Genomic DNA, 12,337 nt, shown 5'->3' on the forward strand with positions numbered 1-12,337 from the left:
ACGAGAGGCGGGCCGCCGCCCGGGCGGCGGCCCGGCGGCGGGGGCGCATAAGGTGGGGGAGTGACCCGTGCATCCCTGGAGAAGCAGCCGCAGGCGGTGGCGGCGATGTTCGACGACGTCGCCGCCAAGTACGACCTGACCAACGACGTGCTGTCGCTCGGGCAGACCCGGCTGTGGCGGCGGGCCGTCGCGCAGGCCCTGGACGTGGCGCCCGGGGAACGGGTGCTCGACCTGGGCGCGGGGACCGCCACGTCCTCGCTGCCGCTGGCCGCGGCCGGCGCCCACGTCGTGCCCTGCGACTTCTCGCTCGGGATGCTCCGCGAGGGCAAGAAGCGGCATCCGGAACTGCCGCTGACCGCGGGGGACGCGACCCGGCTGCCGTTCGCCGACGGTGTCTTCGACGCCGTCACCATCTCCTTCGCGCTGCGCAACGTGCACGACACCGACGCGGCCCTGCGCGAGATGCGACGCGTCGTCAGGCCCGGCGGTCGGCTGGTGATCTGCGAGTTCAGCCACCCCACCTACCGCCCCTTCCGCACCGTCTACACGGAGTACCTGATGCGGGCGCTGCCGCCGGTCGCCAGGTCGGTGAGCAGCAACCCGGACGCGTACGTCTATCTCGCCGAGTCCATCCGCGAGTGGCCCGACCAGCGGGCGCTCGCCGGCCGCATGCAGGGCGCGGGCTGGTCCGAGGTGGCCTGGCGGAACCTCACCGGCGGCGTCGTGGCGCTGCACCGGGCCAGGAAGGCCGACGCCGCCGGCCGCTGAACCGGTCGAGGGGAGTGCCGTATTCCGGTGCGCACGGCGGGGAGTGCCCCCTAGGCTGCGGTGACTTGCTGGGGAGGCCCGTTCCCCCCGACTCCCGGAGTGGCCCATGACGTACTGCCCCGCGTGCGGGAACCCGGTCTCCGACAGCACCGCCCGCTTCTGCATGAAGTGCGGCCGCGAGCTGCCGGCGGCACCCCCCGCCGCACCGCCTGCCGCGCCCCCTTCCGCACCGCCCGCCGCGCCGCCGACGCCCGCCTTCGGCGCCCCGGTGCCACCACCGCCACCACCGGCGCACACGCCGACCGGTGCGTATCCGGGCGCGGGACCGGCGTATCCGGCGACGCAGGCGGCCCCGCCGCCGGCCGGGCCGCAACCCCCCTCGCCCGCCGCCCTGTTCGTGCGCCGGGTCTTCTCCGGCCGCTGGGACGGCGCCCTGCTGGCCGCGATCGTGCCCGCCATCGTGCTGCTGGTGGCCGCGGGCGGCCTCGGCGCCTGGTCGCAGCACGCCCTGCGGGGGTCGGCGGTCGGCTGGTTCAAGCGCAGCCGGATCGCCCTGGCACTGGCCGTGCAGGGCCTCGGCGGGCACCTGACCCTGCACGCCCCCGACCTGGACAGGATGTACGGCGGCTCCGGCTGCGACGACGAGTCCGACGGCCTGGACTACGGAACCGACTACGACTCCGGCGGTGACTCGGACTTCGGCTCGGGCTACGACTCCGGTTGCGACACCACCCCCGCCGGGTCGGCCTCGCTCTCCGTGGTCCCGCTGACCTTCACCCTGCTGTGGCTGCTCGCCCTGGTCCTGGTGCTGCGGTCGATGCGCCGGCGGCACGCGGGGCCGGCGGCGGCGGTCAGGGTCGCGCTGGCCAGTGCCGCGGTGGCGACCGTGCTGAGCTTCATCGCCCAGCCGAGCCTGGAGGGTGTCACCCTGCACAGCGGCCCCTTCCGGGTACTGCTGTGGTCCTTCCTGCTCAGCCTGGTGACGGCACTCGTCGTGCTCGACGGCCCCGCGCTGCGCGCGCGGTTCGGCGTCGTGTGGCGGGTGGCGGGCACCGCGGGGATCGCCCTGCTGGCCACCGTCCTCTTCGCGACCGTCGTCGTCTTCGTGGTCGCCGTCGGCAACTACGACCACATCGAGGGGGACGGCCTGGTCGTCCTCGCCACCGTGCTGCCCAACCTCGGCCTGTCCGGCCTCGCACTGGGCTGGGGCGCGCCCTTCAAGGTGCGCGAGACCTCAAGGAGCGGCTACGACGCCGAGCACTACTCCTTCGGCCTGTCCCAGCTGAGCCACTTCTGGAACGGCTGGTCGACCGTGCTCGCCGTCATCGGCGGTGCGCTGTGCGCGCTGGTCATCGGCCTGCTGGCGGCGGCCCGCTCCCGCGACAGGGCGGAGCAGTTCGCGGTGGCCGGGGTCTTCACCGCCATGTTCACCGCGCTGGTCGCGATCGGCGGCCTGAGCAGCGGCGGCGCCAGTGCGCTCGGCGGTGTCGGCGGCGTCCTTTCCCCCTCGCACTCCACGATGGGCTCCGACGTCCCCGAGGCGCTGATGTTCGCCCTGCTGTGGTCCGTCGGCGGCGTCCTGGTGGCCCCCTGGGTCCGCCGCACCCTGGGCATCTCCGCGCCGCCGCCGGTCTATTCCGCGGGCGCCTCCCCGTACGGGCCCGCTTCCCCCTACGCCCCGCCGCACGCCGCCCCTTACGTCCCCCCGCAGCAGCAACCCGAGGTCCACGACCTCGGGATCGTCCAACCCGACCGGCTGAGCAAGGACGACAGGACCCGCGGCGACGAGGGCGGCGGCCGCCACCAGTGACGGCGGAGCCCAGCGCGCGGGACGCGCGGACCGCCCCACCCGAGCCGGGAGGCGGCGGCTGCTCTTAGACTCGGGGGCAGCCCGGGCCCCGGCCCGGGCGCATAGCCGTCCTCGCCGCACAACGGGAGTGCCACCGTGCCCGACACCGCCCTGTCCGAGCGCACCGCCGACGTCATCGTCGTCGGCGCGGGACCCGCCGGTTCGACGACCGCGTACTACCTGGCGAAGGCAGGGCTCGACGTCCTGCTGCTGGAGAAGACCGCCTTCCCGCGGGAGAAGGTGTGCGGCGACGGGCTGACGCCCCGGGCGACCAAGCAGCTGGTGTCGATGGGCATCGACATCTCCGAGGAGGCGGGCTGGCTCCGCAACAAGGGCCTGCGCATCATCAGCGGCGGCCTGCGGCTGGAGATGGACTGGCCCGACCTGGCCTCGTACCCCGACTACGGACTGGTCCGCAAGCGCGAGGACTTCGACGACCTCCTCGCCCAGCAGGCCGTCAAGGCGGGCGCGCGGCTCTACGAGCGGTGCAACGTCGGGGCCCCGATCACCGACGAGCGGACCGGCCGCATCACCGGCGTGCAGGCCAAGCTCGGCGAGGAGAAGACCCCTGTGGTCTTCAGCGCCCCGCTGGTCGTCGCCGCCGACGGCAACTCCACCCGGCTGTCACTGGCGATGGGCCTGCACCGGCGCGAGGACCGCCCGATGGGCGTCGCGGTGCGCACGTACTTCACCTCGCCGCGGCACGACGACGACTACCTGGAGTCCTGGCTCGAGCTGTGGGACCGGCGCGGCGACCAGCCGCGCCAACTGCCCGGCTACGGCTGGATCTTCGGCCTCGGGGACGGCACCTCCAACGTGGGCCTCGGCATCCTCAACTCCTCCGCGGCCTTCCGCGAGCTGGACTGGCGCGAGGTCCTCAAGGCCTGGGTCGCCGGCATGCCGGAGGACTGGGGCTACACGCCGGAGAACATGACCCAGCCCATCCGCGGCGCCGCCCTCCCGATGGCCTTCAACCGCCAGCCCCACTACACCCGCGGCCTGTTGCTGGTCGGCGACGCGGGCGGCCTGGTCAACCCCTTCAACGGTGAAGGCATCGCCTACGCGATGGAATCCGGCCAGCTGGCGGCGGACGTCATCGTCCAGGCCCACGCCCGCGCCACCCCCGCACAGCGCGAACTCGCCCTCCAGCGCTACCCGAAGGTCCTCAAGGACACCTACGGCGGCTACTACACGCTCGGCCGCGCCTTCGTGAAGCTGATCGGCAACCCCAAGGTGCTCCAGCTGTGCACCGAGCGCGGCCTGACCCACCCGATGCTGATGCGCTTCGCGCTCAAGCTGCTGGCCAACCTCACCGACCCGACCGGCGGCGACGCGATGGACCGCGTGATCAACGGCCTGACGAGGATCGCCCCGCGCGCCTGACCCGCCCCGGGGGCCGCAGCGCACAGGGCCGGCAGCGCGGTGCGCTGCCGGCCCTTGCGCATGACCCGTACCGGTGGCCCGCCGAGCCGGCGGGCCACGAGGCAGGTCACTCGTCGTCGCTGGGCGGGATCGCGTTGCGCCAGACCGTGACGTCGATGACGGCGTAGGTGCTGGCCTCTGTGCTCTTCGAGGCGTGCTGGAAGGTGATCAGGGCGATGGTGCTGTCGGTGCTGGCGCAGAACTGGGAACCGGTCGACAGGCGCGCCACCTCGATCTCCCGGGTGTAGCGGGTGTCCTTCAGACAGGTGTCGAGGGAGCCCTCCTCACCCGGGTCGAGCAGCACGAACTTGTTGGAGTCGGTGGAGAAGTGGCAGTCGCTCTCCGAGCCGCAGTAGTAGTGCATGTCCTCGTCGAGTCCCTCGACCGGCTTGAGGTCGGGGTCGGCGAGCACCAGGTGGTAGCCGGTGGCGAGCTGGATCCCCGGGTGCGACTCGGGCGAGGGCGGCGGCGCGTCGGTCGTCGGGGCCGGTGTCGTCGGGGCGGAGTCGTCGCCGCCCGTGGTGTCGACCGGTGCCGCCGTCGAGGGCCTGCCGGACGTGGGGTCCGCGACCGGGTCGTCGCTTCCGTGGTGCGTCAGTGCGAGCGTGGCGCCCACCGCGCCCGCGATCACCAGCAGCGCGGCCGCCGTGGCCAGTACGACGGTGCGCTTTCGCCGGCGCGGCTGCTGCGGCCCCGACGGCGGCATGGCCATGGGGTGCGACCCGGGGTGCGGGTGCTGCGGCGGGTAGCCGTAGGCCTGGTGCTGGGCGGCCTGTTGCTGGGCCTGCGGGTAGCCGTAGGCCTGGTGCGGGGCGGGCGGCTGCGGTGCGGCCGCGGGCTGCTGCTGGGCCTGCGGGTAGCCGTACGCCTCGTGCTGCGCCTGCGGCTGCTGGGCCTGCGGCTGCGGTACGGGCGGCTGCTGGACGGGCGGTGCCGCGTACGGCGGCTGGACCGGCTGGACGGGCTGGACCGGCGGCTGGGCCGAGGGCTGCGTCGGCGGGTGCACCGGGGGAGCCGACGGCGCGGCGGCTGCCGGGGACCGGGGTGCCGGCTGGGTCGGCGCGTGGGAAGGGGGTGCCACGTCAGGCCGGGTCACCGGAGGCGGCGGCGTCCCGGGCGGCGAGCCGGGGGCGACGTGCCTGGCGGGGATCTCCGCGGCCAGCGCGCCCGGCAGCCACTGCTCCGGCCGGCGCAACTCCGTCTGCTGCGAGGCCGTCTGGCACATCCTGACGACCTCGGCGAGCGACGGCCGCTCGGCCGGCTCCTTGGCGAGGCAGCGGCTGACCAGCGGGCGCAGTTCTTCGGGCAGCGTGGCGAGGTCGGGCTCCTCGTGGACGATCCGGTAGAGCACCGCGTGCGAGGGGCCCTCCCCGTACGCGGGCGATCCGAGCGCCGCGTAGGCGGCGACCTGGCCGAGGGCGAAGACGTCGGTGGCGGGCGTGATCTCCCGCCCCGCCGCCTGCTCGGGCGACATGAAGGCGGGCGTGCCGATGGTGACGCCGCTGCCGGTCAGGGCGGTGGCGTCGGCGGCGCGGGCGATACCGAAGTCGATGACCCGGGGGCCGTCGGAGGCGAGCAGCACGTTGGACGGCTTGAGGTCGCGGTGCACCAGGCCCGCTCCGTGCACGGCCTCCAGCGCTTCGGCGATCCCGGCGACGAGCAGCAGCACGGTCGGCACCGGCAGCGGCCCGTGGCTGCCGACCGCGGACGACAGGGTCGGTCCTGGCACGAAGGCGGTGGCCAGCCACGGCCGCGTCCCGTCGGCGTCGCTGTCGATGACCGGCGCGGTGTAGAGGCCCTGCACCCGCTGCGCGGCGTGCACCTCCTGCTTGAAGCGGCGGCGGAATTCGGCGTCCTCTGCGAACTCGGGCCTGATCACCTTGATGGCGACGGGGCGCCCGGCCGGGGTGTGGGACAGGTAGACCTTCCCCATCCCGCCTGCCCCGAGCTTCGCCGCCAGCCGATACGTCCCCACCGACGCCGGATCGTCCGCATCAAGCGGCTGAAAGACCTCGTCGGACCCCGCCCCACTCATCCCTGACCGCCTCGTCCCCGTCGTTGCGCTGGCGGCATGGAGACTACCGGCAGGAGGGCATGATCCCGGCCGCTGTCTCCCAGTTGTGCCCTGACGGGCACTCAGCGGTGACGCTGACGGCCGCCGACGGCCTTTCGTCGTACGTCAGTTCCCCAGCCGATCAGCCGTCAAGCCGTCTCCGGCCGTCTGCGGCAGACCGGTCCACGCGGCGTGGGAAGGGGAGCACCCGCCGTCACGCCCGTCCGGGAGCGCGGCCGGTGCCCGGAGCCGCGAGGGTGCTGCGGACCGCGTCGAGGATCGCGTGCGCGCCTTGGTCGATGAGCTGTGCGGCCAGCGCCGCACCGAGCTTGTCCGGCTCTGCGGACGGGCCGGTGACCTTTCCGGAGATCTGCGTCGCGCCGTCCAGCGAACTGACCTGTCCCGACAGTTCGAGTTCCCCGTCGGGCAGGACATGCGCGTACGCACCGACGGGCACGCTGCAGCCGCCGTGCAGTTCGGCCAGCAGGGACCGCTCGGCCCTGACCGCCGCGTCGACGCGGAGGTCGCCGGCGGTGGCGAGGATCGCGCGCAGCGGACCCGAGGCCTCGTCCGTCCTGACCTGGATCCCCAGTGCGCCCTGACCGGGGCTCGGCGGGAAGCGGTCCAGCGGGAGCAGTTCGCCGATCGCGTCGTCCATCCCGAGCCGGTGCAGCCCCGCGGCGGCGAGCACCACCGCGTCGAGCCCTTCCGACTCGATCTTCTTCAGACGCGGGGGGACATTCCCCCGGATCGGGACGAGTTCGAGGTCGGGGCGTACCGCGAGCAGTTGCGCAATCCGGCGCGGCGCCCCCGTGCCGACCCGTGCGCCTTTGCGCAGTCCGGCGAGAGTCGAGCCGCACAACGCGTCGCGCACGTCCTCGCGTCCCGGCGGGGGCAGCAGGGCGAGACCGCTCGGATTCGACGTCGGAAGGTCTTTCAGGGAATGGACGATCACATCGACATCGCCGCGGGAAAGCGCGGCTTCCTGCTGCGTGCTGAATGCCGATCCGCCGCTGACCGCGGAAACGTCCGACGCGAGCGATTCGCGGTCCCTGTCGCCCCCTTCCAGAATCACGCGGTGCGTGAAGGTGGCGTCAGGAAAGCGTTCACGGAGCGGGCGCAGGTATTCCCGCACCTGGGCTTTCGCGAGATTGCTCGCGCGCGAGCCGACGAAGTACTGAACCACGGTGACCAACTCTCCCGGTCGTGCTGGTTGTCATTCAGGCTACGGCGGGGCAAGGCGTGCTCATACAGACAGCGGGTCGGCTACCGGCCGGGCCGAGCCGTCACCCGGGCGGCCTCATCGTCCGTCAGAGACCCGATCTCTACCGGGGGTGATGATCACGCATGCAGTCATGGGTGAGGCGATTACCCCGGTCTTCTGTCGCACCCCTGGACACGCTTCCCGCCCTCCTCTATACATTCATCCGATGTACTCGCTTGACAGTTGACTCCGGGCCGCAGCGCGTCCGAGGCGCTCACCGGGTCCCGCACGCTCCCGCCACTTCGCCCCCCACCGCAGGAGTCGCCCCGTGTCCTCTGCTCCCCTCAGCAGACGGTCCCTCATCAAAGCCGCCGCATTGGCCGGCGGCACCGTGGCCTTCGGGTTGCCGCAGATGCTGCTGTCCTCGTCCGCCCAGGCGTACACCGTGCCCTCGAAGATGGACTGGTGGTATCAGGCCCGCTTCGGCATGTTCATCCACTTCGGGTCCTACTCCTACCTCGGCCACGGCGAGTGGGCGTTCACCAACGAGAACTGGACCAAGGCGAACTACCAGAGCCAGGTCTCCGCACACTTCAATCCCACGTCGTTCAACGCCGCCACCATCGCCACCCTTGCCGCGAACGCGGGCATGAAATACCTCGTGATCACCGCCAAGCACCACGAGGGCTTCGCGATGTGGAACTCCGACGTCCCCGGCTTCACCGACACCACCGGCACCAAGGCGTACAACCTGCACGACTTCACCGCCTACCAGGGCGACCTGCTGGCGTCGCTGAAGACCGAGTGCGAGGCGCGGGGCGTCAGATTCGGGCTCTACTACTCCATCCTGGACTGGAACCACCCGTCGCAGACCGACCGCGGGGGCCTCACCACGATGGCCTCGCAGGCCGCACGCACCGGCTACATCGCCGACATGAAGGCCCAGTTGCAGGAACTGCTCGACCGCTACGACCCCGCGGTCCTGTGGTTCGACGGGGACTGGTTCGGCGAACCCGCCGGCCCCACCCTGAACGACTGGTGGCTCCAGGCCGACGGCCGCGACCTCTACAACTGGCTGATCGCCCGCAAACCCGGCCTCGTCGTCAACGAGCGGGTCAAGCGCAACCTGGGCCTGGGCGACTTCATGTGCCCCGAGCAGACCGTGCCCGCGGCGCCGCTGGCCCGGCCATGGGAGACCTGCGCCACCATGAACGGCGCCTGGGGCTACAACGCCGGCTCGGAGAACTCCTACCGGTCCGTCACCGACATCGTCCGCGAACTGGTCACCGTCGTCTCCCGGGACGGCAACTACCTGCTCAACATCGGCCCCAAGGGCGACGGCACCGTCACCCCCGGCTCCGTGACGGTCCTGCAGGGCCTCGCCTCCTGGATGTCGACCTACGGCGACAGCGTCCACGGCACCACCGCGAGCCCGTACGCAGCCGACCCCTCATGGGGCAGGGCCACCAAGAAGGACGGCATGCTCTTCGCGCACGTCTTCAGCTGGCCGTCCGGCGGACGGCTGCAGATCCCGGCGCTCACCAACGCCATCAGCCGCGTCCACCTGATGAACAACCCCTCGGCCTCGCTGCCGTTCACCCTCTCCGGCGGGCAGATCGAGGTCACCGTCCCGACGACCGCGCCCAACGCCAGCGACTCCGTGGTCTGCGTCGCCGTCACCGGGATACCCGCCGCCTCGGGCACCGCCTCCGGCACCACCGTCTTCCAGGACACCGGCTACACCGGCGGCCACGCGGTCCTGCCGCTGGGCGGCTACACCGCCGCCCAGCTGACGGCGGCGGGCGTGGGGCCTTCCCTCATCTCCTCGCTCCGGGTCCCCGCCGGCTTCCGGCTCACGGGCTACTCGGGCGACAACTTCACCGGCACGGCGTGGACGTTCACCGCCGACGCCCCCGACCTGCGGCAGACCGGGAACAACGACGCGATCGTGTCGCTGAAGGTGGCGTTCGACCCGGCCGCCTACTTCCGCCTGGTCAACGTCACGGACAGCCTGGCCCTGGACAGCGGCGGAAATGTCGCTGCCGGCTCCAATCTCAAGCAGTGGACGCCCGTCGACAGCACCAACCTCCAGTGGCAGCTGGTCGACCTGGGCACCGGCCACCACCGGCTGGTCAACCGCACCAACGGCATGGTCGCCGACGGCTGGGGCACCACCACCGCGGGCGACCCGGCCCGGCAGTCCGCGTGGACCGGCGCGACCAGCCAGCAGTGGCTGCTCACCGACCGGGGCTCGGGCCGGTATTCGATCGCCAACCGCGCCACCGGGCTCGTCCTCGACGGCGGCGGCGCGGTCGCCTCGGGCTCCGTGTGCAAGCAGTGGACGTGGCAGGACAGCCCCAACCTGCTGTGGACCCTTCAGCCGGCCGGCTGAGCCTCACCCGGCGGCGGCCGGCCCCGCCCCCACGCAGAACTCATTGCCCTCGGGGTCGGCCATCATCACGTGGTGGCCGTCGAAGCGGGCGATGACGCGGCCGCCCGCCGCCTCGAGGCGGGCGGCCTCCGCCTCGATCCGCCGCCAGCGCTCGTCGGGGCGTGGACGGCGTCGAAGGTGAGGTCGATACGTGCGGCCATTCCGGCACCGTAGTCTCCGACGCGCGCCGGTCCTAGGCCTCACGGCCGATGCGGGCCGCCGCGGCCGGACCGTAGCGTGGGCCGGCATGACGGAGAACGATCGGCCCGCGGGGCCGCGCAGCCGCGAGGAGCGCAAGCGCAACGCCCTGCGACTGCTGGAGACCGAGCTCGACCTGTGGGCGGCCACCGCCGACGCGGCGGGCGTGCCGACCATGATGCCGCTGACGTACCTGTGGGACGGCGAGGCGGTCTGGCTGTCCACCTGTCCGGCCAACCCGACCGGCGCGAACCTGGCGGCGTCCGGCGCGGTGCGGCTGTGCCTGGGCACCACCCGGGACGTGGTGCACATCGAGGGCTCCGCCACCGCGTTCACCGCGGACGAGGTGCCGGGCGGTGTCGGCGACGCCTTCGCGGCCAAGGACGGCTGGGATCCGCGCAAGGAGGAGGACCGCTACGACTTCTACCGCGTCGCCCTTGACCGGTTGCGGGCCTGGGGCACCGTCCCTGAACTCAAGGGGCGGCTGCTGATGAAGGACGGCCGCTGGCTGGTCTGAGCCGTGCCCTGCGTCCCCGGTCCGGCAGGACCGGACCGGGGACGCAGGCGGGGGACCGCAGCGGCGAGGGGGGTCAGAGGACCCGGACCGCCCAGTCGGGCTCGGAGTAGGTCATCGGCTTGATGCCCACTGGCGAGGAGGGGTTGGCCGCGTCGAGGTACTGGCCGCCGCCGATGTAGACGCCCACGTGGTACGCGCTGCCCTCGCCGCCCCAGAAGACCAGGTCGCCCGCCTGGAGGCTGCCGAGCGAGACCGGGGTGCCGGCCGTCGACTGCTCCTGGGAGGTGCGCGGGAGGTTGATGCCGACCGTGGCGTAGGCGACCTGGGTCAGGCCTGAGCAGTCGTACGAGTCGGGGCCGGTGGCGCCGTAGACGTACGGCTTGCCGATCTGCGCCTTGAGGAAGGCGATCAGCTTGTCGACCTTCGTGCCGGAGGGAGCGGCGGCCGGCGCGGACGCGGTGGTGGAGGACGCGGGCGTCACCGTGAGCGTGGCGCGCTTCGCGGAACGGGAGGCGGCCATGGCACTTGCGGTGGCGCGCGCCTTCGCGGCCTTCGCGGCGACGGCGGCCTTGTGCTTCGCCGCGGCGGACGCGGTGGCGGCCTCGGCCTCCGACACGGCCTGGTCCGCGGCCTGCTGGCGAGCCGAGGCCATCGATATCTCGATCGCGTCCTGCGCGATCGCATCGGCGGCCTGGTCGCTGGTGACGGCGGCCGACTGCGGGGTCGCCGCCGACGCGGCGAGGGAGCGGGCGGAGACGCGGTCGCCGTCCCGCGACTTCGAGGAGTGGTTGTCGGCTATGGCCGGAGCGGCTGCACCGCTGAGAGCGATCGCGCTGACGACACCGCCGACGATTCCGGCCCGGCGCGTCCAGTTGGGACGGGACGGTGCGGCATGCCGCCGGCGGCCGGTATGGATCTGCGAAGCGGACTCGGGGGTCCGGAGTCTGTTCTGGGGCATGCGTCTCTGGCTATCAGGAATGAAAGGTTCCGTTCAACAAAGGTGTGATGCGCCACAGTTGACGTGTTCACGGCTCAAATGCCCGTTTCATGATCTTGCGGATCGGGCGGTTTGATGCAGTTTCCTACGGCCGGTCGCGTATGTGCTCGTGCACACATTCACGCGTCTGATTCCTCGGCTCCGAGGGCCTGTTGACGGACCGGCCGGTCGCTATCACGAGGCCACGTCCAACACCAATTTGCCCCCCGCCGCCGTCGCTTGATAATGAGCGCACGCCTCTGACCAGCGAGAATTAACATGGATGTGATGTGAAGTGATCGTTTGCGGGTGATGTGGCCCATGATCACCGCTCATCCGACTTCATGATCATTGGTCAGGTGGTGGAGATCACAAAGCTCTGCCCGCACCCCGTGTCGCAGATCACAGACCGGGAGGCATAGGATGCAGGCGACTTGGGCTTGTGAACTGCCTCACATGGACGCGATCTTCAGGCGGAAGGTGATGCGGACCACACCACAGGTCACGGTCCGTACATGTCAGTCACTGCCGACTGGAAGGAGCGGGGGACGGTGAACGCCTACGCGCCCATTTTCGTCTTGGGGGGCATCGCGGCCGGCTTCGCGATCTTCTCCGTTTTCATGGCCTCGATCATCGGGCCGAAACGGTACAACCGGGCCAAGTTGGAAGCGTATGAGTGCGGCATCGAGCCGACACCGCAGCCGGTCGGCGGCGGACGCTTCCCGATCAAGTACTACCTGACGGCGATGCTCTTCATCGTCTTCGACATCGAGATCGTCTTCCTCTACCCCTGGGCCGTCACCTTCGACCGCCTGGGGATGTTCGGGCTCGTGGAGATGCTCCTCTTCGTGCTCACCGTCTTCGTCGCCTACGCGTACGTATGGCGGCGCGGCGGCCTGGAATGGGACTAGGGACCGAG

The 12,337-nt window shown here is 71.8% G+C and carries 10 protein-coding genes; 6 read left to right on the forward strand and 4 right to left on the reverse strand.

Annotated elements, in window-relative coordinates; genetic code table 11:
• Window positions 1–60 precede the first annotated feature (60 nt).
• From ACGFMP_RS19725 to ACGFMP_RS19735, 3 genes are all read left to right on the forward strand, one after another.
• On the forward strand, window positions 61–768 hold the full coding sequence (locus ACGFMP_RS19725) for a demethylmenaquinone methyltransferase (protein WP_393673890.1): 708 nt from the start codon (window positions 61–63) through the stop codon (window positions 766–768).
• A 106-nt stretch (window positions 769–874) separates the two neighbouring features.
• Window positions 875–2,578, forward strand: coding sequence for a zinc ribbon domain-containing protein (locus tag ACGFMP_RS19730; RefSeq protein ID WP_393673892.1), 1,704 nt, complete (start codon window positions 875–877; stop codon window positions 2,576–2,578).
• 135 nt (window positions 2,579–2,713) lie between these two features.
• Window positions 2,714–4,000, forward strand: a complete 1,287-nt coding sequence (locus ACGFMP_RS19735) for a geranylgeranyl reductase family protein (RefSeq protein ID WP_393673894.1) — start codon at window positions 2,714–2,716, stop codon at window positions 3,998–4,000.
• Window positions 4,001–4,106: 106 nt separating this feature from the next.
• Here ACGFMP_RS19735 and ACGFMP_RS19740 read toward each other — a convergent pair whose 3' ends face one another.
• Both ACGFMP_RS19740 and hemC read right to left on the reverse strand, forming a co-directional pair.
• Complete coding sequence (locus ACGFMP_RS19740; protein ID WP_393673895.1) at window positions 4,107–6,014, reverse strand: serine/threonine-protein kinase; 1,908 nt, start codon at window positions 6,012–6,014, stop codon at window positions 4,107–4,109.
• Between the two features lie 292 nt (window positions 6,015–6,306).
• The gene (gene hemC, locus ACGFMP_RS19745) at window positions 6,307–7,278 is read right to left on the reverse strand and encodes a hydroxymethylbilane synthase (RefSeq protein WP_393673897.1); all 972 of its coding nucleotides are present in this window, start codon (window positions 7,276–7,278) and stop codon (window positions 6,307–6,309) included.
• Between the two features lie 346 nt (window positions 7,279–7,624).
• Here hemC and ACGFMP_RS19750 point away from each other — a divergent pair, with 346 nt between their 5' ends.
• A complete protein-coding gene (locus ACGFMP_RS19750) occupies window positions 7,625–9,688 on the forward strand; it encodes an alpha-L-fucosidase (protein ID WP_393673899.1) in 2,064 nt (687 codons plus the stop codon).
• 3 nt (window positions 9,689–9,691) lie between these two features.
• Here ACGFMP_RS19750 and ACGFMP_RS19755 read toward each other — a convergent pair whose 3' ends face one another.
• Window positions 9,692–9,976, reverse strand: a complete 285-nt coding sequence (locus ACGFMP_RS19755; RefSeq protein WP_393673901.1) for a VOC family protein — start codon at window positions 9,974–9,976, stop codon at window positions 9,692–9,694.
• On the opposite strand from ACGFMP_RS19755, the gene ACGFMP_RS19760 reads away from it, so the two are divergent.
• Window positions 9,975–10,442 (forward strand): pyridoxamine 5'-phosphate oxidase family protein, encoded by a 468-nt coding sequence (locus tag ACGFMP_RS19760; protein ID WP_393673903.1) that lies wholly within the window; start codon window positions 9,975–9,977, stop codon window positions 10,440–10,442. The genes ACGFMP_RS19755 and ACGFMP_RS19760 overlap by 2 nt on opposite strands.
• A 73-nt stretch (window positions 10,443–10,515) precedes the next feature.
• Here ACGFMP_RS19760 and ACGFMP_RS19765 read toward each other — a convergent pair whose 3' ends face one another.
• A complete protein-coding gene (locus ACGFMP_RS19765; protein WP_393673905.1) occupies window positions 10,516–11,400 on the reverse strand; it encodes a C40 family peptidase in 885 nt (294 codons plus the stop codon).
• Window positions 11,401–11,969: 569 nt separating this feature from the next.
• Here ACGFMP_RS19765 and ACGFMP_RS19770 point away from each other — a divergent pair.
• Window positions 11,970–12,329, forward strand: coding sequence for an NADH-quinone oxidoreductase subunit A (locus ACGFMP_RS19770; RefSeq protein ID WP_073501933.1), 360 nt, complete (start codon window positions 11,970–11,972; stop codon window positions 12,327–12,329).
• Window positions 12,330–12,337: the final 8 nt, after the last annotated feature.

It is taken from the genome of Streptomyces sp. NPDC049040 (assembly GCF_043197715.1).
In the GTDB taxonomy this organism is placed as follows: domain Bacteria; phylum Actinomycetota; class Actinomycetes; order Streptomycetales; family Streptomycetaceae; genus Actinacidiphila.